Source organism: Massilia sp. BHUDP2 (assembly GCF_046236355.1).
Lineage (GTDB): Bacteria > Pseudomonadota > Gammaproteobacteria > Burkholderiales > Burkholderiaceae_D > Telluria > Telluria varians.
Genome location: NZ_JBJUVW010000002.1, coordinates 633,190 through 657,261, shown reverse-complemented (window position 1 = coordinate 657,261; position 24,072 = coordinate 633,190). Strand labels below are relative to the sequence as shown.

At 69.0% G+C, this 24,072-nt stretch carries 22 protein-coding genes; 12 read left to right on the top strand and 10 right to left on the bottom strand.

The features are described from left to right. Positions 1–28: 28 nt before the first annotated feature. Both ACK6C6_RS13610 and ACK6C6_RS13605 read right to left on the bottom strand, forming a co-directional pair. On the bottom strand, positions 29–2,905 hold the full coding sequence (locus tag ACK6C6_RS13610) for an EAL domain-containing protein (RefSeq protein ID WP_409267738.1): 2,877 nt from the start codon (positions 2,903–2,905) through the stop codon (positions 29–31). Between the two features lie 148 nt (positions 2,906–3,053). Continuing rightward, positions 3,054–3,851: a transferase spermidine synthase gene (locus tag ACK6C6_RS13605; RefSeq protein ID WP_209588451.1), complete on the bottom strand. Its 798-nt coding sequence runs from the start codon at positions 3,849–3,851 to the stop codon at positions 3,054–3,056. Between the two features lie 94 nt (positions 3,852–3,945). Between ACK6C6_RS13605 and ACK6C6_RS13600 the strand changes: the two genes are divergently transcribed. From ACK6C6_RS13600 to ACK6C6_RS13570, 7 genes are all read left to right on the top strand, one after another. Continuing rightward, positions 3,946–4,221, top strand: coding sequence for a hypothetical protein (locus ACK6C6_RS13600; RefSeq protein WP_036211783.1), 276 nt, complete (start codon positions 3,946–3,948; stop codon positions 4,219–4,221). 15 nt (positions 4,222–4,236) lie between these two features. Further along, entirely contained in the window at positions 4,237–5,409 is a 1,173-nt protein-coding gene (locus ACK6C6_RS13595; protein ID WP_209588450.1) for a GGDEF domain-containing protein, read from the top strand. 189 nt (positions 5,410–5,598) lie between these two features. Next, positions 5,599–6,744, top strand: coding sequence for a diguanylate cyclase (locus ACK6C6_RS13590; protein ID WP_409267737.1), 1,146 nt, complete (start codon positions 5,599–5,601; stop codon positions 6,742–6,744). Positions 6,745–6,862: 118 nt separating this feature from the next. Beyond that, complete coding sequence (locus ACK6C6_RS13585) at positions 6,863–7,681, top strand: substrate-binding periplasmic protein (protein WP_409267736.1); 819 nt, start codon at positions 6,863–6,865, stop codon at positions 7,679–7,681. Then, positions 7,584–10,781 (top strand): response regulator, encoded by a 3,198-nt coding sequence (locus tag ACK6C6_RS13580; protein WP_409267735.1) that lies wholly within the window; start codon positions 7,584–7,586, stop codon positions 10,779–10,781. The genes ACK6C6_RS13585 and ACK6C6_RS13580 overlap by 98 nt, the downstream gene beginning before the upstream one ends. Beyond that, positions 10,778–11,938 (top strand): two-component system response regulator, encoded by a 1,161-nt coding sequence (locus tag ACK6C6_RS13575; protein ID WP_409267734.1) that lies wholly within the window; start codon positions 10,778–10,780, stop codon positions 11,936–11,938. Before ACK6C6_RS13580 ends, ACK6C6_RS13575 begins: the two co-directional genes overlap by 4 nt. A gap of 90 nt (positions 11,939–12,028) precedes the next feature. Beyond that, on the top strand, positions 12,029–12,541 hold the full coding sequence (locus ACK6C6_RS13570) for a hypothetical protein (RefSeq protein WP_409267733.1): 513 nt from the start codon (positions 12,029–12,031) through the stop codon (positions 12,539–12,541). Here the strand turns inward: ACK6C6_RS13570 and ACK6C6_RS13565 are convergent. From ACK6C6_RS13565 to ACK6C6_RS13540, 6 genes are all read right to left on the bottom strand, one after another. Further along, positions 12,538–12,825 (bottom strand): hypothetical protein, encoded by a 288-nt coding sequence (locus ACK6C6_RS13565; RefSeq protein ID WP_036211798.1) that lies wholly within the window; start codon positions 12,823–12,825, stop codon positions 12,538–12,540. The two genes, ACK6C6_RS13570 and ACK6C6_RS13565, sit on opposite strands and share 4 nt — an antisense overlap. Positions 12,826–12,999: 174 nt before the next feature. After that, positions 13,000–13,644 (bottom strand): ABC transporter ATP-binding protein, encoded by a 645-nt coding sequence (locus ACK6C6_RS13560; RefSeq protein ID WP_409267731.1) that lies wholly within the window; start codon positions 13,642–13,644, stop codon positions 13,000–13,002. Between the two features lie 9 nt (positions 13,645–13,653). Further along, a complete protein-coding gene (gene phnE / locus ACK6C6_RS13555) occupies positions 13,654–14,445 on the bottom strand; it encodes a phosphonate ABC transporter, permease protein PhnE (protein WP_209588444.1) in 792 nt (263 codons plus the stop codon). Beyond that, on the bottom strand, positions 14,442–15,263 hold the full coding sequence (locus ACK6C6_RS13550; protein WP_409267730.1) for a PhnE/PtxC family ABC transporter permease: 822 nt from the start codon (positions 15,261–15,263) through the stop codon (positions 14,442–14,444). Before ACK6C6_RS13550 ends, phnE begins: the two co-directional genes overlap by 4 nt. Then, positions 15,263–16,081, bottom strand: a complete 819-nt coding sequence (locus tag ACK6C6_RS13545; protein WP_409267729.1) for a phosphonate ABC transporter ATP-binding protein — start codon at positions 16,079–16,081, stop codon at positions 15,263–15,265. Before ACK6C6_RS13545 ends, ACK6C6_RS13550 begins: the two co-directional genes overlap by 1 nt. 21 nt (positions 16,082–16,102) lie before the next feature. Next, complete coding sequence (locus tag ACK6C6_RS13540) at positions 16,103–16,990, bottom strand: putative selenate ABC transporter substrate-binding protein (RefSeq protein ID WP_313034558.1); 888 nt, start codon at positions 16,988–16,990, stop codon at positions 16,103–16,105. 165 nt (positions 16,991–17,155) lie between these two features. Between ACK6C6_RS13540 and egtD the strand changes: the two genes are divergently transcribed. The 5 genes from egtD to ACK6C6_RS13515 all read left to right on the top strand — a co-directional run bounded on the left by egtD (position 17,156) and on the right by ACK6C6_RS13515 (position 21,890). After that, positions 17,156–18,127, top strand: coding sequence for an L-histidine N(alpha)-methyltransferase (gene egtD, locus ACK6C6_RS13535; RefSeq protein WP_409267728.1), 972 nt, complete (start codon positions 17,156–17,158; stop codon positions 18,125–18,127). Next, positions 18,127–19,353 carry an ergothioneine biosynthesis protein EgtB gene (egtB, locus tag ACK6C6_RS13530; protein WP_409267727.1) on the top strand — a complete coding sequence of 409 codons (1,227 nt, stop codon included), beginning with the start codon at positions 18,127–18,129 and terminating at the stop codon, positions 19,351–19,353. The genes egtD and egtB overlap by 1 nt, the downstream gene beginning before the upstream one ends. Beyond that, positions 19,350–20,288, top strand: a complete 939-nt coding sequence (locus ACK6C6_RS13525; protein WP_209588438.1) for a YihY/virulence factor BrkB family protein — start codon at positions 19,350–19,352, stop codon at positions 20,286–20,288. Before egtB ends, ACK6C6_RS13525 begins: the two co-directional genes overlap by 4 nt. A gap of 132 nt (positions 20,289–20,420) precedes the next feature. After that, positions 20,421–20,621: a hypothetical protein gene (locus tag ACK6C6_RS13520; protein WP_209588437.1), complete on the top strand. Its 201-nt coding sequence runs from the start codon at positions 20,421–20,423 to the stop codon at positions 20,619–20,621. Positions 20,622–20,672: 51 nt separating this feature from the next. Next, positions 20,673–21,890, top strand: coding sequence for a glycosyltransferase (locus ACK6C6_RS13515; protein WP_409267726.1), 1,218 nt, complete (start codon positions 20,673–20,675; stop codon positions 21,888–21,890). On the opposite strand, the gene selD is transcribed toward ACK6C6_RS13515, so the two are convergent. Beyond that, positions 21,887–22,942 carry a selenide, water dikinase SelD gene (selD, locus tag ACK6C6_RS13510; protein ID WP_209588435.1) on the bottom strand — a complete coding sequence of 352 codons (1,056 nt, stop codon included), beginning with the start codon at positions 22,940–22,942 and terminating at the stop codon, positions 21,887–21,889. The genes ACK6C6_RS13515 and selD overlap by 4 nt on opposite strands. 1 nt (position 22,943) lies before the next feature. After that, positions 22,944–23,939 (bottom strand): selenoneine biosynthesis selenosugar synthase SenB, encoded by a 996-nt coding sequence (gene senB / locus ACK6C6_RS13505; RefSeq protein ID WP_409267725.1) that lies wholly within the window; start codon positions 23,937–23,939, stop codon positions 22,944–22,946. Positions 23,940–24,072: the final 133 nt, after the last annotated feature.

Here is a 24,072-nt window from a genome sequence, read left to right as displayed (position 1 = left end):
TAAATGACGATGGGAAACTTGAGCCGGATCAAGCCTCGGCGATTTCCGGCGCGGTTTCCGGCGCCGGTTCGGGCTTGGTTTGGCGCGGCGGCGGCAGCGCCTTGCGCTGGACCAGCAGCTGTTCGAACTCCTCGGCCGCCAGCGGCTTGCTGAAGAAATAGCCCTGCATTTCGTCGCAGCCATGGCTGCGCAGGTAGTCGAGCTGCTCGAGCGTCTCGACGCCCTCGGCGATCACGGCCAGCTTCAGGTTATGCGCCAGCGCGATGATCGAGGTGACGATCGCGGCGTCGTTGGCGTCAACGGTGATGTCGGCAACAAAGGAACGGTCGATCTTCAGCACGTCGATCGGGAAGCGCGACAGGTAGGACAGGCTCGAATAGCCGGTGCCGAAGTCGTCGATCGACAGGTTCACGCCCAGCGACTTCATGCGGTGCAGCAGGTCCACCGCCGGCGTCACGTCGCTCATGAACAGGCTTTCGGTCAGCTCGATCTCGAGGCAGTCCGGGTCCAGCATGGTATCAAGCAGCACCGACTCCAGGCTGGCGACCAGGTCGGCGGCGCCGAACTGGCGCGCCGACAGGTTGACCGCCACGCGCAGGCGTCCCAGTCCCGCATCCTGCCAAGCCTTGTTCTGGGCGCAGGCGGTGCGCATCACCCAGGCGCCGATCTGGACGATCAGCCCGGTCTCCTCGGCGATGCCGATGAAGCGGCCAGGCGGCACCATGCCTAGCTCGGGATGCTTCCAGCGGAGCAAGGCTTCCATGCCGACGATCTGGCCGGTCTTGAGGTCGACCTGCGGCTGGTAGTGCAGCACGAATTCGTTACGCTCGAGGGCGTTGCGCAGCGCGCTTTCGATGCGCACCCGCTCCAGCGACTCCTCGTTCATGGCCGGCGTATAGAACTGGAAGTTGTTGCGCCCCATCTTCTTGGCGCTGTACATCGCGATGTCGGCGTGTTCGATCAGGCTGTCGGCCGGCGTGCCCTCGCTCGGGTAGACCGCCACCCCGATCGAGCAGGTGACGAAGAATTCCTTGGTGCCCAGCATGACCGGCTGGGCCACCGAATCCATCACGCGCTGCACGATCTCGGGCGAGAGCGGCTCGTCGTGGTGCTCGGACAGGATCACCACGAATTCGTCGCCCGACAGGCGCGCCACGGTGTCGGTGTCGCGCAGCGAGCCGGTCAGGCGCGCCGCCACCGTCATCAGGAGCACGTCGCCGGCCTTGTGGCCCATCGAGTCGTTGACGAACTTGAAGCGGTCGAGGTCGATCAGCATCACCCACATCGGGCGGCCGCTGCGGTTGGCATAGGCGATCGCCTGGCCGAGGCGGTCCTGCAGCAGCGAGCGGTTGGGCAGGCCGGTCAGCACGTCGTGCTGGGCCACGTGGTGCACGCGCTGTTCGGTGAGCTTGCGTTCGGTGATGTCGCTGCCGGTGCCGCGGTAGCCCAGCAGCTCGCCGTGTTCGTCGAACACCGGCTGGCCGTTGACGCAGAACCAGCGGGTGTCGCCCTGCGCGTCGACCACCTTGTATTCGAGGTTAGCGAAGGGTTCGTGCGCCTTGACCTGGGCGATGTGGGCGCGCCCGGCCTCGGTCTCGAGCAGGGCGGGGGCGTGTTCCCAGCGCGTCTTGCCGAGCACCGCCTCGACGGCGACGCCGGCCTTTTCGGTGAAGCCGCCGGTGACCATGGTGAAGCGCAGGTCGCGGTCCTGTTCCCAGTACCAGTCCGAGGACATCGACACCAGCTGACGGAAGCGCTGTTCGCTCTGCTGCAGGGCGCGCTCGGCGCGCTCGCGCGCGGCCATGTCCTCGACCAGGCGGCGGTTGGTGCGGCGCAGATCGGCGGTGCGCTGGCGCACCAGCTGCTGGACCTTGCGCGCGCGCTGGCCCGAGGCCTGCACGAAGGCGGTGCCGAGCAGGGTCATCAGGATGCCGCCCACCAGCAGGGCAGTCGAGGCCATGTGGTCGTGCAGGAAGGGGCGCGGCGCGCTGGCCACTTCGATGCGCCAGGGCTTGCCGGCGATGCGCAGCAGCTTGCTGGCATGGCCGGGCTGGCCGGGTGCGAGGAAGCCGGCCAGCCAGCCCTGTTCGGGTTTGCTGGTGTCGCCGGTGGAAAACAGCAGGTTCGCCGGGCTGGCCCCGTCGCCGGCATAGACCGACACGAAGATCTCGCTGGAACCCTCGCGCGGGTCGAGCAGTCCGGTGGCGGCCAGCGAGGCGCGCACCAGTTCCGGGCCGCGGATGACGATCGCGGTGTCGCCGGCCAGCGTGCCGTCACGGTCGAGCACCGGCATGACCAGGCTGAAGGCCGGCTGCTTGCGCTCGTCCTGGGCCAGCTGGAACAGGTCGGTCGCGGCGGCGCGGCCCTCGCCGCGCGCGATCGCCAGCGCGCTCATCACCTGCAGGTTCTCGCCGGCGTTCAGCCCGAAGGCACGTTCGTTGCCGGCCATCGGTTCGATGAAATCGACGATGTGGTAGCGCGCACGCGGCGGCGCCGCCACCAGGCCCTGGGCCTGCAGCTCGGTGAACACGGTGCCCGGGCGGATCCGCTGCAGCTCGCGCTCCACGGCCGCGCGCTGATCGCCCGGCACCGTGCGGTGGACGTTGAAGGCCTGGATGTAGCGGTGGCGCTGGAGCAGGGCGGCGGTGAAGTCGCGGAAATGCTCGCGGCTGACCGGCTCGCCGCGCGCGAACAGCTGGTTGGTCACGGTCAGCACTTCGACGGCCTGGTCGATGCCCTGGCGCACCGCGGCCACGCGCTCGTCGGCGCGCTGGGCGAAGCCGAGCGCCATGTTGTCGTACTCGAGGTGGCTCACTCCCAGAAACAGGGCGCCGGATGCGGCCAGGCCGCCCCCGAGCGTGAGGGCTGCCGCGAGCGTCAACGACAGGGGCAGGCGAGGCGCCATGGATGTGTCCAGAAGGTCCGTGATAACGACGTGCACAAGATGCCTAAAGGCTTGCCAGTAGGCATCAATACGTGGAGTGTGTCACATCCGGACAGTTTTCGGCAAACGAAATGTCGCAAGCGCGCGCCAGGCTATTGGCCCGCGCGCTTCAACGCCGCTGCGGTCGCCATGCCAGCCAGGCAAGGACCAGGCGCGCCAGCAGGCGGTTGGCCAGCGCACTCCCGAGTCCACGATTACCCAGTGTGTCTCGCAGGAAGCGCAGGGCGCGCCCTGGCGCGGCGCCGGGGAGGGAAGGGCGCTGGGCGAGCAGGATCTGGTTGTTGCCGGCGATGCCGGACAGCCAGCAGACCTGGCCATCGAAGGCCGCCTGCAGGCGTTGCACCGCAGACACATAAGCGGGATCGTAGGTGAAGATGTTCGCCACCAGCACGCCGCCGGGACGCAGGGCGCGCCGGCAATGCGCATAGAAACCGGCGCTGGCGAGTGCCGGCGGCAATCCGGCGGCGTCGAAGCCGTCCACCAGCAGCACGTCGACGTCGCCAGGCGCGTCAGGCTCGCCGGCGCCGGCCCGGGCCAGCCAGTCGGCCGCGTCGCAATGCAGCACGCGCAGCCGCGCATCGTCGGGCGGGACCTGGAACTGCGCGCGCAGCGCGATCACGTCCGCACGCACTTCGAGCACCGTGATGCGGGCCCGGGGAAACCGGCGGCGGCAGAACTTGACCAGCGAGCCGCCTCCCAGCCCCACCATGAGGATATGGCGCGGGCGCGGCGCCAGCAGGGCAAAGCACATCATCGCGCGCGCATAGGGCAGCACCAGGGCGTCGGGGCGCGACAACCGCATCTCGCTCTGGATGTCGCCCGGGGTGAATTCCAGCGTGCGGCGGTCGCCCCGGGTGGTGACGATCGGCGGGGGGAGGGAGGGAGGCTGGTCGGGTGAGGCGGACATGGCGCCAGTATAGGCGAGCGCTCCCCCAAGGGACTAGCTTGTTCTGCGGCATCGCTTTCTGATAAGCTGGCCATCCGAACAAAGACCGACTCCCATGTTCCTGGACCATCCTTCCATCACCGCCACCAACGCCCAGACCGAGCCCGACCGTCTCGAGCGCCTGCAGCGCGTGTACGGCTATGCGATGGCCCTGGCCGACAGCGCCGGCAACGCCGGTTTCGTCGACAAGCTGACCCAGCTTCACGACCACAAGGGCACCCTGATCGTGTTCTGGCACGCGCCCCCGAGTCCCGAGGAGCAGGATTATTTCAGCCGCGCCTGGGCCAGCAAGGTGGGCGACGGCACCACCCTGGTCGAACACGAGTACTGACAGTAGAACCGACACATGACGAACCTGGACGCGACCACGATGGTGTTGGTGCTGGCCCTGGGCAACCTGGCCCTGTGCGCGCTGCTGACCTTCTTCGACCACGGCCCCGTGCGCCCGGCGGCCTTGAGCGCCTGGGCCCTGTCGAAGCAGGTGCAGGCGGGCGCCTGGACCCTGCTGGCGCTGGGCGGGGCCGGCGTGGTGCCCGAAGCGCTGGCGCTGCCGGGCGGCTATGCGCTGCTGTTCGCCGGCGTCGCCATCGAGGGCGGCGCGTCCTGGCAGGAGGCCGGCCGCGACGGCTGGCGCCGTCCGACCCTGCTGGCAGGCGGGCTGGCGATCCTGGTGTTCCTGCTCTGCTACCTGGTCGACGAGCAGGGGCTGCGCAGCCTGGCGGCGTCGCTGCTGCTCGGCGCCCTCTACCTGAACTGTGCAGCGGCGCTGGCCGCCGGCTGGCGCCAGGCCAGCCTGCTGCAGCGCTTCCTGGCCCTGGTGACCGCCGTGCTGGCGCTGCTGGTGGCGGCGCGCGGCCTGTCGGTGCTGCTGCTGCCGGGCGGCTGGCGCTGGCTGTCGAGCGAACTGCTGCGCCAGTTCTCCAGCGCCGCGCTGTATCTCCTGATGCTGGCCAACGCCTTCGGCGTGCTGCTGCTGGGACGCGAACGCCTGGGGCGCGAACTGGCGCGCCTCGAGGTGGTGGACCCGCTCACCGACGTGCCGAACCGGCGCGGCTTCTTCAATGCCCTGGCGCCCTGGATGGCGCTGGCGCGCCGGCCCGGCCTGCCGACCGCGCTGGTGGTGCTCGATCTCGACCAGTTCAAGCGCGTCAACGACGGCTACGGCCACCCGGCCGGCGACGCCGTGCTGCGCCACGTGGTGGACCTGTGCAAGCGCCAGCTGCGCGATTCCGACCTGGTGGGGCGCCTGGTGGGCGTGGAGTTCGCGATCCTGCTGCCGCGCACCAATCTGGACGAGGCCCTGCTGGTGGCCGAGCGCATCCGCGCCGCGATCGCCAGTTCGCCGGTCAAGAGCGAACGCGCGATGATCGCCATGACGGCCAGCTTCGGCGTGACCGTGATTCGCCCGGAAGACAGCACCGTGACCCTGTTCCAGCGCGCCGACGACGCCCTGCGCGCGGCCAAGGAGGCCGGGCGCAACCGGGTCAGCCAGGCGGCGACCGCGACTGTCGAGACCTAGATCGCCGCTGCCCCGGCCGGCTGGAATCGGCCGGGCGAGGACAGGTGACAACAAGAGCATGTTTCTTCTGGACATCTTTGTCGGAGCCTGACAAGATGTTGAAAGTTTCATGTCCGCAAACAATGTTGACCTCAGGTTAAGAGGCGCGGTGCGGGCGACAGGATTCCTTCACCAGCTCTCGATGACGTCGTGACCACCAATCAGCCCATGGGCGAATCCGACCTGGCGCTTGCGCGCGCGACAGGTTTTTCGGAATGTGCGATTGCGCTTCGTCGCGCGCTGACCACCACACCGGTCGGCTGGCTGCTTGCCGTGTGGTTTTGCCGGGACCATGTGCCGATGCAGTCGATCGCATTGTGGCTGGGCAGCGCCGCCGCGATCTGGGCCGGCAGCCTGTGGGTCCTGCAGCGGATGATCGGCGCCGGCTCGACGCTGGCGATGCATGGCGTCCGGCTGCGCTGGATCGCCGCGCTGGACGGCTTCGCATGGGGGCTCTTGACCTGGTTCCTGATCGGCTACGACCCGGCGCTCGACGCCATCCTGATGGCGCTGCTGTGCGGCGTCACCTCGATCAACGCCCAGGTGTACGGCACCTTCGTGGTGGCTTATTACGGGCAGATCGGCATGCAGTGGGCGGTATCGGTGTCGGGATTGCTGCTGCTTGCCGGCATCCCGAACGCGCTCGACTACGCTGCCGGGCTGAGCGTATTCATTGCCCTGACTGCCTACTATACGCGCGCGATCTCGCAGCGTTTGCTCGAAGGGATACGCCTGCAGCATGCCAATGCTTCCCTGGCGGCGCAGTTGCGCGCGGCACTGCAGAAAGTCGAGCTCGATGCGGCGACCGATGCGCTGACCGGACACTGGAACCGCCGGGCGCTCGATGACGTCCTCAAGCAGCAGGCGGCGCAGTTCGCTGTCTCGGGCCGGCCTTTCTCGATCCTGATGCTCGACATCGACTTCTTCAAGAACATCAACGACGAATTCGGCCACCTGGTGGGCGACGACGTCCTGCGCGCCTTCGCGCAGGCGCTGCGCAGCTTCCTGCGGTCCGCCGACGTGTGTGCCCGTTTCGGCGGCGAGGAGTTCGTCGTCGTGCTGCCGGAAACTGCGCTGGCTACCGCGATGGAGGTGGGCGAACGCATCCGTACCGGCATCGCCCAGGCGCCCCTGTTGAACAAGCCGAGAGTGCAGGCCACGGTCTCCATCGGCGTGGCGACCATGACGGAAGGCCAGGGCATCAAGGATCTGTTTGCCGCCGCCGATGCGGCGGTCTACCTCGCCAAGAACGAAGGGCGCAACCAGGTGCGTTCGCAGATGCTCCTGGCGGCCTGAAGCGACGCGCGACCGGCGCTGTCGTTTTCCATGCTGAATCCTCGTTTTTACTGTTGTTTGGAAACTTCTGGTGGCATACTTGTGTTGTTCGTTCAACCATGCCTCTTGCCAGCTTTCCATGCACCGCTACCTGCTTTCCGCCCTGGCCGTCTGTTGCCTGCTTGCGCATGCCCGGGTGCAGGCCGCGCCGGGTGAACACCTCACCCTGTGTTTCGAGCGCCAGGAAGTGCGGCCCTGGCGCACCCTCGATGGCGGCGGGCTGAACTTCGAACTGCTGGCCGAGGTCGCGAAACGCACCGGCGTCACCTTCAATTACCAGAGCATGCCCTGGAAGCGCTGCCTCGAGCAGCTCAAGGCGAACCAGGTCGGCGGGGCCTTCGCGGTCAGCTTCAACCGCGAGCGCATGGCGCTCGGCGCCTACCCGGGCGTGGCCCCGGGCGCATCCGACCCGCGGGTCGACGCCTCCAAGCGCATGCACCTCGATACCTACATGCTGGTGCGCCCGCGCGGCAGCCGCCTCGACTGGGACGGCAAGAGCATCCGCAACCTGGACGGCCGCATCGGCTTCCAGCTCGGCTATTCGGTGGGGGAATTCCTGCGCGCCCAGGGCGTGGCGACCGACGACGGCAGCCAGCGCTCGGACGAGCTGATGCAGAAACTGGTCGCCGGCCGCCTGGCGGGCGCCGCGATGGGCGGTGGCGATGCCGCGCGCCTGATGCGCGGCCCGCATGGCAAGCGGCTCGAAATGCTGCCGCTGCCGCTGATGGAAAAACCCTATTTCCTGGTGCTGTCGAACGCCCTGGCCGCCAGCCAGCCGCAGCTGGCCACGCGCCTGTGGAATGCGATCGAAGAGGTGCGCAACAGTCCCGCCTACCGCAAGCGCGAACAGCAGGAGCTCGGCGGCCGGCAGCTCGGCAGCCGCGGGGGAGATCATTAACGGCCGCCGCAGCCGGGTGCGCGTGGTGCCGCGCCGCCTGGTCGAGAACTGGCGCCAGAATATCGTGTTCCGGCTCGGCGCCGGCATCGTGCTCGCGGTCGCGCTGTCGACCGGCGTGTACACCACCTATACGCTGCATACCCTGCGCCTGGATGCCGACGCGCGCCTGCAGGAACGCATGGAGCGCCAGGCGCGCGTGCTGTCGCAGGCGCTGGCGCGCCCGCTGTTCGACATCAACAGCGCCGCGGTGTCCTCGGTGGTGGACGCGCTCGGCGCGACGCCCGAAGTGCAGACCCTGCGCGTGCTGGCCCCGGACGGCAGCCTGATCGCGGCGCTCGGCAGCCACGACGACACCCGGGCCGAACTGTGGGTACGCCAGCGGATCCACTACAACGACGGCACCCGCAAGTACCCGGTGGGAGCGATCGAGCTGGCCTTCTCGCGCGAACAGATCGACGAGGACCTGCGCAAGCAGATCGTGCATACGGCTAGCGCCAATATCCTGCTCACGCTGGCCATCGTGGCCTGCGTGTTCGTGGTCGGGCGGCGCATGTCGCAGCCCTTCGCCGACATCCAGGACGCGCTCGAGAAGCTGGCGCGCGGCGAGACCGACATCCGCCTGTCCGGCATCGGCCGGCGCGACCAGGTCGGGCGCCTGTCGTCGGCGGTGCGGAGCTTTCGCGACACCCTGAACCGGCTGCGCCAGGCCGAGCAGGTGACCAACGGCCTGCTGCGCGAGAAGAGCCGCATCGAGCAGCAGCTGCGCGAACTGAACGAGGACCTGGAACAGAAGATCGCCGCCCGCACCGAGGAACTGACCCAGTCGAACCTGCGCGCGGAAGCGGCCAACGTGGCCAAGTCCGAGTTCCTGGCCAACATGAGCCACGAGATCCGCACCCCGATGAGCGCCATCATCGGCATGGCCTACCTGGCGCTGCGCACCGACCTCAACCCCAAGCAGCAGGACTACGTCGGCAAGATCCACCGCGCCGCGCTGTCGCTGCTCGGGATCATCAACGACATCCTCGACTTTTCCAAGATCGAGGCGGGCAAGCTCGACGTCGAGCAGGTGCCGTTCTGCCTGGACGAGGTGCTCGGCAACGTGGCCAGCGTCACCAGCCAGCGCGCCGCCGACAAGCGCCTCGAATACCTGTTCCACGTGCCGCACGCGGTGCCGCGCAAGCTCGTGGGCGACCCGCTGCGCCTGGGCCAGGTCCTGATCAACCTGGTCAACAACGCGGTCAAGTTCACGCCAGCGGGGGAGATCCAGCTGTCCTGCATCCCGCTGAAAGGCGCCGAGCCGGGACGCGTGAAGCTGCGCTTCGCCGTGCGCGACACCGGCATCGGCATCGGCGAGGAGCAGCAGGCCAAGCTGTTCCGCGCCTTCAGCCAGGCCAACGGCTCGACCACCCGCGAGTACGGCGGCACCGGCCTGGGATTGTCGATCTCGCAGCAGCTGGTGGGCCTGATGGGCGGGCGCATCGCGGTCGACAGCGCCCCCAGTGCCGGCTCGACCTTCCACTTCGACCTCGATTTCGCCCTGTCGGGCGAACCCGAATCGACGCTGGCGGCGCCGCCGGAGCTGACCGGCGCGCGCGTGCTGGTGGTCGACGACAGCGCCCTGGCGCGCGCCATCCTGCGCGAGGCCCTGGCGGCGCTGCCGCTGCGGGTCGAGTGCGCATCGGATGCGCGCCATGCCGAAGGCGCCATCATCGCGGCCGATGCCGCCGGTATGCCTTACCGCCTGGTGCTGCTTGATTGCACCATGCCGCGCATGGACGGCATCGAGCTGGTGCGCCGCATCACGGCGAACAAGGACTTGTGCGCGCCGCCGCTCACCGTGCTGGTGACCGCCTTCGGGCGCGAGGACGTGCAGGCCAGTGCCGAAGAAGCGGGCGTCAACGGCTTCCTGTTCAAGCCCTTCGTGCAGTCGGCGCTGTCCGGCACCCTGGCCGGCCTGTTCACTGCCGCCCGGGCCGGCGGGGGCGGCGCCTTCGTTGCGCGCGCCCAGGCGCATGGCGCGCGCGTGCTGGTGGTCGAGGACAACCTGGTCAACCAACAGATCGCGCGCGAGCTGCTCGAAGCCCAGGGCGTGGACGTGGACGTCGCCTCGACCGGCCAGCAGGCCCTGGAAAAGCTGTTCGACGCCGGCCCCGGCGCCTACCGCCTGGTGCTGATGGACCTCGAGATGCCGCAGCTGGACGGCCACGCCGCCACGGTCGAGCTGCGCAAAGACCCGCGCTTCGACGAGCTGCCGGTGATTGCGATGACGGCGCATGCGCTGGCCGAGATCCGCGAGCGCTGCCTGAGCGAAGGGATGCAGGATTACATCACCAAGCCGGTCGATCCCGAAAAGCTGTACGCCACGCTGGCGCGCTGGATGGGCAAGGCGATGCCGGCGCGGTTTGCGACGCCCGCGGTGCCGGGCCAGGACCATGCCGCCGAGCTGGCGCCGTTGCCGGCCTTGGCCGGCATCGATGCGGGCTTCGGCCTGCGCAATGTCGGCGGCAACAGTGCCCTCTACGTCGAGCTGCTGGACCGCTTCCGCGCCTCCCAGCGCGACGCCGGCAGCAGCATTCGCAGCGACTTCGACGGCGGCCGCCTGCGCGAGGTGGCCAGCCGTGCGCATTCGCTGCGCGGGGTGGCCGGCAACATCGGCGCACGCGAACTGATGTCGCTGGCGCGCGAGATCGAAGAGCTGGCCGCCCGGCCTGCTCTGCGCGAGCCCGACCTTGCCGCGCTCGAGCGCAGCGTGGCGGCGCTCGAGCGCGCCATGGCCGACCTGATGGATGCGCTCGACTGCTACTTCGCCAACGCCCCTGAGGTGCCGGCCGCGGCGCCGCGCGAGAACGGCGAGCCGGACCGCAGCGACACCGAGCGCGCCCACGCGGCCGCGGCCCAGCTGGAACGCCTGCTGGCCGAGTTCTCGGGCGAAGCCACCGATTATTTCGACACCGTGCGCGCTTCCTTGGGCCGCCTGCTCGGCCCGGGCGCGCTGGCGCGCCTCGAGGCGCACCTGTCGCGTTACGAATTCGAAGAGGCGCGCCTGGTGCTGACCCAGGCCAGCGGCGCTTCTTCCTCCATTGCGGAACAACTATGAATTCATTGAAGGACCGGCTGCCGCAGGACGCCCAGCATGACCGACCATACCGGCCGACGATCCTGATCGTCGACGATACGCCGGACAACATCATGCTGCTGTCGCGCCTGCTGAAGGACAAGTACCACACCAAGGTCGCCACCAACGGCAGCACCGCGCTGCAGGTCGCTTGCTCGACCCCGGACCTGGACCTGATCCTGCTCGACGTGATGATGCCGGGGATGGACGGCTACGAGACCTGCCGCCAGCTGAAGGCCAACCCGGCGACCAGCGACATCCCGGTGATCTTCCTGACCGCGAAGAACCAGATCGAGGACGAGGCGATGGGCCTGTCGGTGGGCGCGGTCGACTACCTCGGCAAGCCGATCAGCCCGCCGATCCTGTTCGCGCGCGTCTCGACCCACTTGACCCTGCGCGCGGCGCGCAAGCTGTTGCAGGAGCATAACGAGAACCTGGAGCGCATGGTCCAGCAGCGCACCGCGCAGCTGCTCCTGATGCAGGAAGCCCTGATCCTGGCGATGGGGGCGATGGCCGAGACCCGCGACGGCACGCTCGATGGCCTGAGCGGCAACCACATCCGCCGCACCCAGCGCTACATGCGCGCGCTGGCGATGAAGCTGCGCAGCCACCCGCGCTTCGCCGCCAGCCTGACCGACGAGAACATCGAGCTGATGTACAAGTCGGCGCCCCTGCACGACATCGGCAAGGTCGCCATTCCCGACCGCATCCTGCAGAAGCAGGGCAAGCTCGACCCGGAGGAATTCGAGGTGATGAAGCTGCACGCGGCCTACGGGCGCGACACCATCATGCTGGCCGAGAAGCACCTGGGCGGCAGCAACAGCTTCCTGATGTTCGCGCGCGAGATCGCCCATTCGCACCAGGAGAAATGGGACGGCAGCGGCTACCCGGAAAACCTGAGCGGCGACGCGATCCCGGTCTCGGCGCGCCTGATGGCGGTGGCCGACGTCTACGATGCGCTGATCTCGCGCCGCGTCTACAAGCCGCCGTTCTCCCACGCGCAGTCGCTCGAGATCATGCGCCAGGGCCGCGGCACGCATTTCGACCCGGATGTGCTGGACGCCTTCTTTGCGCTGGAGGCGGAATTCGCCGGCATCGCGCGGGAGTTCGCGGACGAGGACGGACACGACGCGGGTTAACGCGTTCACATCACGGCGGGTGACGCACACCTTGGCACTCTCCGGGCAAATCGACTATATTGTTTAGCTTGTTGAACGATGGAGTCAGTAATGCCCAGGAAGTCCGCTGCCGTCACGGCGGCAGCCAAGGGAGCGGCGCGTGCGAAAGCCGCGCCCGCCAAAGCGGCCAGGCCCGCTGTGAAACCTGCCGCGAAGCCGGCCGCCAAGGCAGCAGAGTCTGCCAAACCTGCTGCCAAACCCGCTGCCAAACCCACCGTCAAGGCGGCCGCGAAGGCGGCCGCGAAGTCGCTGGCCGCCCCGGTGGTGAAACGCGCCGCGCGCAAGGCGGTAGCCCCGGTCGCGGTACGCGAGGCCGACACGGCGCGCCCGGTGCTGGTGCGCGACAGCTTCACCATGCCCGAGCAGGAATACGCCGTGCTTGCCGAGGTCAAGCAGGCCTGCCTGCGCGCCGGCATCGACGTCAAGAAGAGCGAGCTGCTGCGCATCGGCGTGGCTCTGCTGGGCCAGGTCGACATCGCGACCCTCAAGGCGGTGCTGGCGGCGCTGCCTCAGCTTAAGACCGGAAGGCCGCCGGCCAGCCAGCCAGGACTAAGCGCGTCCTAGTGTATCGAGGCGCTGGTGAGCTCCTTTAGTTCGCGGATCGGGATGTTCGATTTCTCGTGCATGCGCAGCAGGATCGTGGCGCCGACGTTGAGCTTGCGGTGGCGGATCTTGCTGATGATCGGCGGCTGCACCTCGAGTACGCGGCACAGCTCGGCATCATTCTTCAGCTGCATGCGCTCGATCAGGGTGTCGAGCAGTTTGTTGGGCACGAAGCTCGACGGCTCCAGGGCACGGGCCCGGTGCATCGCGGCGAGCATTTCCTGTTTTTTCTGTCGTACGCTCATGGTGCTTCTCCGAATATAAAAACGATAATTCGGGACAGATCGACTTGTTCTGGAAATAGCCCCCTTTTGTCACGGCTTTTGTGGTGGGGTCGTTGTGATATTACTACGATTGCGCCGCACGCGATTTACGAATTGAACGTAACGGACCGCAACATCGGTCTTTCTGCGCGGAATTTACGCCAATTTCAATCCGGAACGTGTCAGGAGCAGCACCTGGTCGGCCATGGCGGCCGCCGCGTGGGAGTGGGTGACCATGATGGCGCCGGCGCCGCTGGCGCGGGTTTCGCGGCGCAGCAGCTCGAGGATGCCCCCGGCGGTCTCGGGGTCGAGGTTGCCGGTCGGTTCATCCGCCAGCAGCAGGGCGGGGCGGTGCACCAGCGCGCGGGCGATCGCCACGCGCTGCAGTTCGCCGCCGGACAGCTGGCGCGGGAAGTCGTTGCCGCGTCCGGCCAGGCCGACCGCGGCCAGCATCTCGTCGGCGCGCCCGTCCGGTGTCCGGTTCAGCAGCAGGGGCAGCGCCACGTTCTGGCGCAGCGTCAGGTGCGGCAGCACGTGGAAGGCCTGGAAAATGAAGCCCATGCGGGTGCGGCGCAGGCGGGTCGCCGCGGCGTCGTCGAGCGCCGACATCGGCGTGCCGTCCACGATCACCTGGCCCGCGTCGGGCGCGTCCAGGCCCGCGATGATGTTCAGCAGGGTCGACTTGCCGACCCCCGACTCGCCCATGATGGCCACGAACTCGCCGGCCCGGAAGGCATGCGACAGCTGCGACAGCACCGTGCGGCCACCGTAGGATTTGGTCAGGTTGTCGAGGACGAGCATGGCGATCTCTTAGCGGGTCAGCGTACGGCGCAGCGCGAAGCTGAGGGCATCCACGCTGGCCACCAGCAGCAGCATCGCGATCACGACGGTGGCCGCGCTCTGCATCTGGAACAGCGACAGGTGGTATTTCAGCATCTGGCCCAGCCCGCCGGCGCCGACCACGCCCAGCACGGCGGCCGCGCGGATGTTGTTCTCCCAGCGGTACAGGGTATAGGACAGCATCTGCGGCAGGGCTTGAGGCAGGGTAGCGTACAGGAAGGCGGCGAGCGGTGCGGCGCCGTTGGTGCGCAGGCTCGCTTCCGGCAGCGGCTCGACGTTCTCGAGGGCGTCGGCGAACAGGCGCCCCAGCACGCCGCTGGTGTGCGCCGCCAGCGCCAGGGTGCCGGCGAAGGGGCCGAGTCCGGCCGCGACCAGCAGCAGCGCGGCCCACACCAGTTCCGGGATCGAGCGCAGGATGTTCAGCAGCGCCCGGGTCGGGCCGCGCAGCACCCGGCCGAGGCGGCCGGCCGCGGGCAAGGCCAGCAGCATGCCCCCGATCACCGCCAGCAGGGTGCCGACCAGGGACATGGCCAGCGTCTCCCACAGTGCGCCGGCGGTCTTGGCGAGGAAGGCGCGGCCGGTCTCGGGCGGCGTGAAGCCGGCCAGGAATTCCGCGCCGGATGCCAGCGCCTCGGGCGTGAAGAAGGCCGACCATTGCAGCGGCAGCGAGGCAAAGCTGGCCACCACCAGGGCGGCTAGCGCCAGCAGCAGCACCGGGGTGCCCCAGCTGCGCGGCGGCGGTGGCGGCAACTGCGGGTTCATCCGAGCCTCCGACGCAGCAGTTTCGAGACCAGGTCGGCCAGCGCCACCAGCAGCACGAACATGATCAGCATGGTCGACACTTCGCCGCCCGCCATCATCTTGGTCGACTCTTCCATGCGCTGGCCCAGGCCGCCGGCGCCGACGAAGCCCATCACCGCCGAGCCGCGGATCGCGCATTCCCAGCGGTAGACGGTGTAAGACACCAGTTCGGCGCTCGAGTCCGGCAGGGCGCCGTACAGCAGGGCCGGGAGGCGTCCGCTGCCGTTGGCCAGCAGGATGTCGGTGGCGTGGGCGCTGGACGATTCCAGGATCTCGGCATAGACCTTGGCCAGCATGCCCGAATAGGCCAGGGCGATGGCCAGCACCCCGGCGGTCGGCCCGAGCCCGACGATGCGCACGAAGAGCAGCGCCCACACCAGTTCGGGCACGCTGCGCAGCAGCACCAGCACCCAGCGCAGCAGCTGGCGCACCAGCGACGCCAGCGGGTGCATGCGTCCAGTGCCGAGGCGCGAAATCGACAGGCGCTCGCTGATGAGCATGGTGGCCGGAATCGCGCCCAGCAGGGCCAGCGAGAGGCCGGCGGTAGCAATGGCCACGGTCTGCCAGGTTTCGCGCAGCACCATGGCCAGGAACTCGCCCTCGAGCGAGGGACGCAGGAAGTCGGACAGGAAGTGCCAGGCCGCCGCCAGGCTTTGCGGGTCGAACAGCAGCCAGGGCTTGAACTCGCTCGCCGCCAGCATCGGCCACAGGAGCAGCAGGCCGACGAGCGTGGCGCTGACGCGGCCGCGCCAGGCCGGGTCCGGATGGGCGGCCTTCATCAGAAGCAGGCGCCGACGGCGATCCGCTCGGGCGACTCGTGCGGGGGCTGGGAAGGCGCTTCGACGGCCTCGTTCTCGTACAGGGCGGCGATCATGGCGTCGCTCACGGCGTTCGTGGGCGCATCGAACACGATGCGCCCGGCGCGCAGGCCGACCAGGCGCGGGAAGTGGGCGCGCGCCATCTCGACCTGGTGCAGGCTGCACACCAGGCTAGCCTTGCGCGCCGAGGCCTCTTGCTGCAGCGTGGCCAGGGTATGGCGGGCCAGCGCCGGGTCGAGCGCGGAGATCGGCTCGTCGACCAGGAAGGCTTCGGCGCTGGAGAGCAGCAGGCGCGCCAGGCCGCAGCGCTGGCGTTCGCCGCCCGACAGGCGGTCGACGCGCGCATACAGCTTGTCGCCCAGGCCGAAGCGCGCCAGGGCGGCGTGGGCCGCATCCGGGTCACTCGGCCGCACCAGCGAGGCGAAGGCCTGCCATAGGCTCATGTGGGGCAGGCGCGCGGCCAGCACGGCCGTGACCACGCGCTGGCGCGGCGGCAGCGGCGGGGTTTGCGGCGCCAGGAACAGGCGCGCGCGCAGGCGGTGGCGTGCCGATTGCGGCAAGGCCCAGGGGTCTTGTCCGAACACGGAGAAGCCCCCCTGCGCTGGGCGGTGGGCGCAGGCGAGGGTGGCGAGCAGGGTGGTCTTGCCGGCGCCGGAAGGGCCGATCAGGGCCAGCTGCTCGCCGGGCGCGACGTCCAGGTCGAGTTCATGGAGGGCGACCGGCGCCTGCGCCGTTGCCGCCAGGTGGCGTACCGTGAGTTTCTCGAGCCGGAAAGTCATCGCGCAGCAGCCAGCTCCGGATTACTTCAGCAGGCCGGCGTTGCGCGCCGCGGCCTCGATCGCGCCGTAGTTCGCGGTCTTGGTCGGGACGAACCTGGTGGCGCGCTGCAGGTCCAGGATCTGCTTGCCTTCCGGGGTCGAGGCGTCCAGCGCCAGGAAGGCGTCGGTGATCTTCTTCTGCAGGGCCGGGCTCATGTCGCTGCGCACGGTCCAGTTGTAGTCGTAGTAGCCCGGGGTGGTGTAGAACACGCGCACCACCTTGGGGTCGACCTTCTTCGTTTCCACCAGCTTGTCCCAGACCGAGATGTTCAGGGCGCCGGCATCGACCTTGCCGCCCGCGACCGCGGCCACGGTGGCGTCATGCGCGCCCGAGAAGGCGACGCGCTTGAGGTCGGTGTCCGGGTTGATCTTCGCGCCCAGCAGGAAGGAGCGCGGCATCAGGTGGCCCGAGGTCGACGATTCCGAGCCGAAGGACAGGGTCTTGCCTTTCAGGTCTTCCAGCTTGTTGATGTCCGGCTTGGTGGTGATGAAGACCGAGCGGAACTTCTCGTCCTCGGCGCGCTGCACCAGCGGCACGACCTGGCCCTTGCTGCGCACGTTGGCCTGCACGAAGGTGAAGCCGCCGAACCAGACCATGTCGATCTTGCGGTTGATCAGGCCTTCGACCGAGGCCGCGTAGTCGGTCACCGGGGTGAACTCGACCTTCAGGCCGGTGGCCTTGGACAGGTACTTGCCCAGCGGCTCGAACTTGCGCTGCAGCTCGGTCGGCGCTTCGTCGGGGATGGCCGAGACGCGCAGCACGCCCGGCGTGTTCTGGGCATGGGCGCCGCCGGCGGCAGCGAAGCTCAGGCTCACCGTAGCAGCGGCGAACATGGTTTTCAGGACACGCGAAGTCGAGAACGAAGTCATGGTTGGCATTCTTATTAAGTAGTGGAAAGTGGTGAACCGGGGACGTCACGGCAGCACGGCTGCGGGAAGCGGCGAAAATCCGGAATCCGCTATTATGGCAAAAACAGCAACTCAACCCTATGCCATGGCGCATCCGGCGGTATGGCGGCACGAATGATAACGCTTATGCACATCTCCTGCACGCAAGACCGCCCGCGCGCCGCCAATGCCCATGTGGCGGACGAGCTGCATGCCGGCCTCCAGGCGCCCGACGCCTGGATCTCGCCCAAGTTCCTGTACGACGCGCTCGGTTCGAAACTGTTCGAGGCCATCTGCGAACTGCCCGAGTATTATCCGACCCGCACCGAGGCCGCCATCTTCGCCCGCCACGGGGCCGAGATCGCGCGCGTGGCCGGCCTTGGGGCGACGCTGGTCGACCTGGGCGCCGGCAACTGCGCCAAGGCGGCGGCGCTGTTCCCGCTCTTGAACCCCGCCCAGTACGTGGCTGTCGACATCTCCACTAGCTTTCTGTGCGAGGCCCTCGAGCGCCTGCGCCAGCGCTTCCCGCACATCGACATGGAAGCGCTGGGCATGGACTTTTCCAGCCGCTTCGAGCTGCCCGCGCAGGTACGCGCCGCGCGCCGCCTGTTCTTCTACCCGGGCTCCTCGATCGGCAACTTCACTCCGGACGAGGCCCTGGCTTTCCTGCGCCGCCTGCGCGCCCAGTGCGGCGACGATGGCGGCGTGCTGATCGGCATCGACCTGGCCAAGGACAAGGCCACGCTCGACGCCGCTTACGACGACGCCCTCGGGGTCACCGCGGCCTTCAACCTGAACGTGCTGCGCCACGTGAACCACCTGGTCGGGGCCGACTTCGACATCCGCGCCTGGCGCCACCACGGCTTCTACCAGGCCGAGCGCGGCCGCGTCGAGATGCACCTGGAGGCGGTGCGCCGGCAAGAAGTGCACTGGAACTGCGGCGGCAAGGCCTGCTCGCGCGTGTTCGAGCCGGGCGAGCGCATCCACACCGAGAACAGCTACAAGTACCAGCAAGCCGATGCGATCGCCTTGCTGGAGCGTTCCGGGTTCGAGGCCACCCGCGTGTGGACCGATCCGCAGCGCTGGTTCGCGGTGATCCACGCACAGGCGATTCACTGATGGGCATCGGGCAGCGCGAAGACCTCCTGCACGCCTTCGACCGGGTGCGCCGGCGCTCGCTCGAAATCGCGGCGCCCTTATCTAGCGAGGATTGCTGCGCGCAGTCGATGCCGGACGCCAGCCCCGTCAAGTGGCACCTGGCGCATACCACCTGGTTCTTCGAGACCTTCATCCTCGAAGCGTACGAGCCCGGCTTCGCGCCTTTCCACCCGGCCTTCCGGGTACTGTTCAACTCCTATTACAACGGCATCGGCGCCAAGCATCCGCGCCCCCAGCGCGGTCTGCTCACGCGCCCCGCGCTGGACGAGGTGCGCGCCTACCGCCAGGATGTCGACGGCCGCGTCGCCAGGCTGCTGGCGGCAGGCGCCGGGCTTGAAGTCGCCAGGCTGCTCGAACTCGGGCTGCAGCACGAGCAGCAGCACCAGGAACTGATGCTCACCGACCTCAAGCACCTGCTGGCCCAGAACCCGCTGTACCCCGCCTATTCGCCGCAGGAGATGGAAGCCGGCATGGCGCCGGAACCGACCGCCTGGATCGAGTACGACGGCGGCCTGGCCGAAATCGGCTACGGCGGCAGCGGCTTCTGCTTCGACAACGAGCTGCCGCGCCACCGTACCTACGTCGCGCCTTTCGAGCTGGCTTCGCGCCTGGTCACCAATGGCGAGTACCTGGAATTCATCCGGGCCGGCGGCTACCGCGATCCCTCCCTGTGGCTGGCCGAAGGCTGGGACCGGGTATGCAGCGGCGACATCCTGCACCCTCTCTACTGGATAAGATCGGACGACGGCGCCTGGAACGAGTTCACCCTGCACGGCGTGCAGGCGCTCGATCCGGCGCGCCCGGTCACCCACGTCTCGCTGTACGAGGCCGACGCCTATGCGCGCTGGCGCGGCGCGCGCCTGCCGACCGAGGCCGAGTGGGAATTCGCCGCGCGCCAGGCCAGCCTGGCTGGCGGCGCCCTGCACCCGGAAGCGGCGGAAGGCGACGGCCTGCTGCAGATGTTCGGGGCCTGCTGGCAGTGGACCAGCAGCAGCTACGCGCCTTATCCCGGCTATGCGCCGGCCGCCGGCGCCATCGGCGAATACAACGGCAAGTTCATGGTCAACCAGTACGTGCTGCGCGGCTCCTCCTGCGCCACGCCCGATGGCCATGCGCGCGCCAGCTACCGCAACTTCTTCCCGGCCGGGGCGCGCTGGCAGTTCACCGGGATCAGGCTGGCCCGATGACGCGGCGCAGGAGCTGGCGCGAGCGCCTGCTGGACCAGCGCGCCAATGCCTGGATCCTGGCGCACCCGCTCAACTTCAGCCTGCAGGTCATCCGGGGTTTCCGCGCCAACCAGGGCCTGCTGCTGGCCGGCGCCGTCGCCTATTACGCGCTGCTGTCGATCGTACCCTTCCTGATGCTGGCGGTGGTGGCGCTGTCCCACTTCATCGAGCAGGCCGAGCTGCTCGAGACCCTGCAGCGCTACCTGGGCATGCTGGTGCCCGGGCAGTCGCAGCCGATCGTGGACGAGGTGGCGCACTTCCTCGAGAACCGCGAGCTGATCACCTGGGTGCTGGGCGGCACCATGCTGTTCTTCAGTTCGCTCGCGTTCACGGTGCTGGAGAACGCGATGAGCGTGATCTTCATCCACCGGGTATCGGTCCGGCGCCGCCACTTCCTGGTATCGGCCGTGCTCCCGTACTGCTACATCCTGGCGCTGGGCGTCGGCGTCATGATCGTGACCCTGGTGGCCGGCGCGCTCGAAGTGCTGGGCAAGGAGAGCATCTGGCTGTTCGGGGTCCAGTGGTCGCTGGGCGGCGTCTCGGGCGCCTTGCTCTACCTGCTCGGGCTGTTCGGCGAAATCCTGGTGCTGACCTCGATCTACCTGGTGATGCCGGTCGGCCGCCTGTCGCTGTGGCATGCGCTGATCGGCGGCGTCAGCGCGGCGCTGCTGTGGGAGATCGCGCGGCGGGTGCTGGTCTGGTACTTCTCGACCCTGTCGCAGGTGAACCTCGTGTACGGCTCGATGACGACGGCGATCGTGGTCATGTTCAGCCTCGAGATCGCGGCCACGCTGCTGCTGCTCGGCGCCCAGGTGATCGCCGAGTACGAACGCGTCGGGCACGGACTGGTCGACCGGCCGCCAGAGCCGATGCATACCGAGCCGCCGCCTGCCTGAGGCGCCTACGCGGCGCGGGTTGCTCTTGCGCCCGGTCAATTTCTTAATCGAAGGCAATGGCACAGTATGGGCTTGCGCGCTCCGCTTGGCTTGGCTCAAGCGCGCGCAAGTTCCATTGAATCGGGAGATGCCATGAGCCAGACAGTCGCTATCGTCCTTCCGCTGCCGGTCGTGCTTGCGCTGGTAGTGCTGTTGTTCGTGTTGCTGGTGCTGAGCGCGGTCGTGCTGTCCCTACATAGTCCGGCGCCGGTCCGGTTCCCGTCGCCGCCAGGCGAGAACGGCGGCTGCCCTGGCGCCGACGATGCCGAGAGGCTCCCGGCCGCGCAGTCCTGACCCCATCCCGCGGCTGTCGGCCGCAGCCGGGCTTCGGCTACACTGCCGGGCATGGCTCACTTCTACCTTTGCTGGGAACTCGGCGGCGGCCTCGGGCACGCCGGCCGCCTCAAGTCGATCGCGCTGCCGCTGCGCGCGCGCGGCCACCAGGTCAGCTTCGTGCTGCGCGACCTGGTGCTCACGCGGCGCCTGCTGGTCGACCCCCGGCTCGACGGCATCGCGCGCCTGCAGGCGCCGGTCTGGCTGCACCGCACCGCCGGCCTGCCGCCGGAGGAAGCCAGCCTGGCCGAGATCCTGCTGGCCTGCGGCTACCTCGATGCGGACGCGCTGGCCGGCCTGTGCGAGGGCTGGCGCGGACTATTCCGGCAAGGCCGCCCCGACCTGGTGATCGCGGACTACGCGCCTACCGCCATCCTGGCGGCGCGTAGCCTGGGCTTGCCCAGCGCGGCGGTCGGACCGGGCTTCACGATGCCGCCCGCCGGCCAGCCCTTGCCGCCGCTGCGCAGCTGGGAGCCGCCGCAGCCGGCGCGGCTGCGCGCGGGCGAGGCGCGCCTGCTGGACAGCGCCAACCGCGTGCTGGCCGCGCTCGGCGCCGCACCGCTGGCGCGCGGCGCCGAACTACTGCTGGGGGACCATCCGCTGCTCTGCACCTGGCCCGAACTCGACCACTACGCGCGCGGCGGCAGCGGCCCCTGGCTGGGGCCGAACCTGCCGCAGCCGGCCGGATGCGCACCCGTGTGGCCGGCCGGCGCGGGCCGGCGGGTGTTCGCCTATCTGCGCCGCGGGGTGCCTGACGCCGTCGAGGTGCTGGGGGCGCTGCTGCGGCAGGGCTGCCGGGTGCTGTGCTACATGCCCGAACTGGCCAGCGGCGCGCCGGCGCCGCTCACGCACCCACATCTAGCCTGGGCGCCGGGACCGGTGTCCCTGCCGGAGGCGCTGGCCGGCTGCGAGCTGGTGGTCAGCCACGCGGGCGAAGCCTTGAGCGCGCAGGCCCTGCTGGCCGGGCGGCCGCTCTTGATGCTGCCGCATACGACGGAGGGCTTCCTGATGGCGCGCCGCGTCGCGCAGCTGGGGGCGGGGATCAATGCGATGGAGCAGGCGCGTACGCGCGACTGGGAGGCATTGGTGGCAAGCCTGTTGGGGCAGCCGGGCTACCGCGACGCCGCCGCGGCCTTTGCGCGGCGCTATGCGGGCTTCGATCCGCAGCGCCAGGCCGAGGCGCTGGCGGACCGGTTCGAGGCGCTGGCGGCCGCCAGGGGTAATGTTTAAGCGACGCTGACGCGCGCAGCGCCTTCGCCCATGCGGCCGATCACGGCGGCATGCTCGAAACCTTCACGGGCGAACAGCGCCAGCACCTCGTCCACGCTGGCCGGGTCGCAGGAAACAAGCAGGCCGCCCGAAGTCTGCGGGTCGGTCAGCAGCGCGCGCTGGGCCGGCGTGACGGCGGCGCCGAGGTCGACGTCCTTGCCGTAGGCATCCCAGTTGCGGCCCGAAGCGCCGGTGAAGAAGCCATCCTGGGCCAGCTGCAGCACGCCGGGCAGCAGCGGCACCTTGTCCATTTCCAGCGTGGCCGACAGTCCGGCGCCGCGCGCCAGTTCCAGCAGGTGGCCCAGCAGGCCAAAGCCGGTGACGTCGGTCAGGGCATGCACGCCCGGCATCTCGGCCAGCAGGCGCCCGGGCTTGTTCAGCTTGGTGGTATTGGCGATCATGGCCGCGTAGCCTTCTTCGCCCAGCGCATCCTTCTTCAGCGCGGCCGACAGCACGCCCACGCCGAGCGGCTTGCCGAGAACGAGCACGTCGCCGGCTCTGGCGTCGGCATTGCGCTTGATCTTGGACGGATGCACCAGGCCCATCACCACCAGCCCGTAGATCGGCTCGACCGAGTCGATGGTATGGCCGCCGGCGATCGGGATGCCGGCGTCGGCGCAGACCGACTCGCCGCCGCGGATGATCTGGCCGATGGTCTCGAGCGGCAGCTTGTTGACCGGCATGCCGACCAGGGCCAGGGCCATGATCGGGGTGCCGCCCATCGCGTACACGTCCGAGATCGCATTGGTCGCGGCGATGCGGCCGAAGTCGAAGGGATCGTCGACGATCGGCATGAAGAAGTCGGTGGTGGCGATCAGGGCCTGCTCGTCGTTGAGCTTGTAGACGGCAGCATCGTCGGCCGTCTCGATGCCGACCATCAGCTCTTTCGGCACCGGGAAGCCGGCGGACTTGCTCAGGATTTCGGACAGCACGCCCGGCGCGATCTTGCAGCCGCAGCCGCCGCCGTGCGAGAACGAAGTCAGTTTGATTGGTTGGTCAGTCGTCGTGCTCATCCTAGTCTTTCGTGTTGGTGGTCGCGCCGGGCGCGTGAAGGAGCAGATTATCCACCAAGTCGCGCAGCGCCGCTTGCTCGGCGCCAGGCAGGAACAGGGCGGCGCGGGCCGCGCACTGGCGCCGCAACAGGGCGTCGAACTCGCTGTCGCCGATGACCCGGTCGATCAGCCGGGCCAGTGCGGCCGCATCGCCCGGCGCGAAATAGCCGGCATAATCCTCGCCCAGCATGCCGCGGTTGCCATTGATATCGGATGCCAGCACCGGCACGCCGCTGGTCACGGCTTCGATGATCACGTTGGCGCCGCCTTCCATGCGCGAGGTAATGGCCATCGCATGGCAGCGTTTCAGGCGCTGGCGCGCGGCCGCATGGGGCAGGGCGCCAAGCCAGCGGTAGCGCGGGTTGGCTGCCTGCGCCTCGAGGGCGGCCTGGCCCAAGGTGGGGTCGAGCGCGCCGCCGATGTGGAGCAGGCGCGCGGCGGGGTGGGTTAGCATGCCGGCGGCGCGGATGAAGGTCGATGGATCCTTTTCCTCGCGCAGGTGGCCGATCATGCAGATGTCGGCGAAGCGCGCCTGCCCGCGGCGCAGGTGGGGGCGCAGGCTTGGCGCTGACTGGTAGATGACCCGCGCCCTGGCGCGCAGCGCCTCCGGCAGCAGCGCCAGGCCGGCCGGCTGCAGCAGGACCAGGGCGTGGGCGCGCTCGAGCGAGGCGCGGGCCGCGGCGTCCAGGGCAATGTCGCGGTACAGGTCGGTCCCGGTCAGCACCAGGATCGCGGGGCGGCCGGGATGGGCGTCGGCGAACGCGGCCAGCGAGGCGGCCGAGCGGCGCGCATGCAGGGCGATCATCAGGTCGGGCGCGCGGCCGGGCCCCGACCAGGCGCCGGCAATCTCGACGCGGTGGACGGCGCGCAGGAAGCGCGCCCAACGGCTGGCGGTTTGCCAGTTGCCGTTGTTCTCGCGCGCACTGGCGGGACTGACGATGAGGATGTGCTTGCGCACGGCCACTTTCCTGGAGTTGGGGAGGGCGATTATACGACGCCGCCGGAACAGGCATCCGGCCGCGCGTCCGGATCTTGAACACCGAAAAAGCTGTCGTATTCGCGCATCGACAAGCCCGGCCACGGGCCGCTTG

Bases quoted from the DNA above. Each gene is read 5' to 3' on its own strand.
- ACK6C6_RS13545 (WP_409267729.1), bottom strand. From the start codon at position 16,081: ATGACTTTCCGGCTCGAGAAACTCACGGTACGCCACCTGGCGGCAACG.
- ACK6C6_RS13515 (WP_409267726.1), top strand. From the start codon at position 20,673: ATGGCTCACTTCTACCTTTGCTGGGAACTCGGCGGCGGCCTCGGGCAC.
- egtB (WP_409267727.1), top strand. From the start codon at position 18,127: ATGGGCATCGGGCAGCGCGAAGACCTCCTGCACGCCTTCGACCGGGTG.
- ACK6C6_RS13570 (WP_409267733.1), top strand. From the start codon at position 12,029: ATGCCCAGGAAGTCCGCTGCCGTCACGGCGGCAGCCAAGGGAGCGGCG.
- egtD (WP_409267728.1), top strand. From the start codon at position 17,156: ATGCACATCTCCTGCACGCAAGACCGCCCGCGCGCCGCCAATGCCCAT.
- ACK6C6_RS13580 (WP_409267735.1), top strand. From the start codon at position 7,584: ATGCGATCGAAGAGGTGCGCAACAGTCCCGCCTACCGCAAGCGCGAAC.
- ACK6C6_RS13595 (WP_209588450.1), top strand. From the start codon at position 4,237: ATGACGAACCTGGACGCGACCACGATGGTGTTGGTGCTGGCCCTGGGC.
- ACK6C6_RS13585 (WP_409267736.1), top strand. From the start codon at position 6,863: ATGCACCGCTACCTGCTTTCCGCCCTGGCCGTCTGTTGCCTGCTTGCG.
- selD (WP_209588435.1), bottom strand. From the start codon at position 22,942: ATGAGCACGACGACTGACCAACCAATCAAACTGACTTCGTTCTCGCAC.
- ACK6C6_RS13540 (WP_313034558.1), bottom strand. From the start codon at position 16,990: ATGACTTCGTTCTCGACTTCGCGTGTCCTGAAAACCATGTTCGCCGCT.
- ACK6C6_RS13605 (WP_209588451.1), bottom strand. From the start codon at position 3,851: ATGTCCGCCTCACCCGACCAGCCTCCCTCCCTCCCCCCGCCGATCGTC.
- ACK6C6_RS13565 (WP_036211798.1), bottom strand. From the start codon at position 12,825: ATGAGCGTACGACAGAAAAAACAGGAAATGCTCGCCGCGATGCACCGG.
- phnE (WP_209588444.1), bottom strand. From the start codon at position 14,445: ATGAACCCGCAGTTGCCGCCACCGCCGCCGCGCAGCTGGGGCACCCCG.
- ACK6C6_RS13520 (WP_209588437.1), top strand. From the start codon at position 20,421: ATGAGCCAGACAGTCGCTATCGTCCTTCCGCTGCCGGTCGTGCTTGCG.
- ACK6C6_RS13560 (WP_409267731.1), bottom strand. From the start codon at position 13,644: ATGCTCGTCCTCGACAACCTGACCAAATCCTACGGTGGCCGCACGGTG.
- ACK6C6_RS13525 (WP_209588438.1), top strand. From the start codon at position 19,350: ATGACGCGGCGCAGGAGCTGGCGCGAGCGCCTGCTGGACCAGCGCGCC.
- ACK6C6_RS13600 (WP_036211783.1), top strand. From the start codon at position 3,946: ATGTTCCTGGACCATCCTTCCATCACCGCCACCAACGCCCAGACCGAG.
- ACK6C6_RS13610 (WP_409267738.1), bottom strand. From the start codon at position 2,905: ATGGCGCCTCGCCTGCCCCTGTCGTTGACGCTCGCGGCAGCCCTCACG.
- ACK6C6_RS13550 (WP_409267730.1), bottom strand. From the start codon at position 15,263: ATGAAGGCCGCCCATCCGGACCCGGCCTGGCGCGGCCGCGTCAGCGCC.
- ACK6C6_RS13575 (WP_409267734.1), top strand. From the start codon at position 10,778: ATGAATTCATTGAAGGACCGGCTGCCGCAGGACGCCCAGCATGACCGA.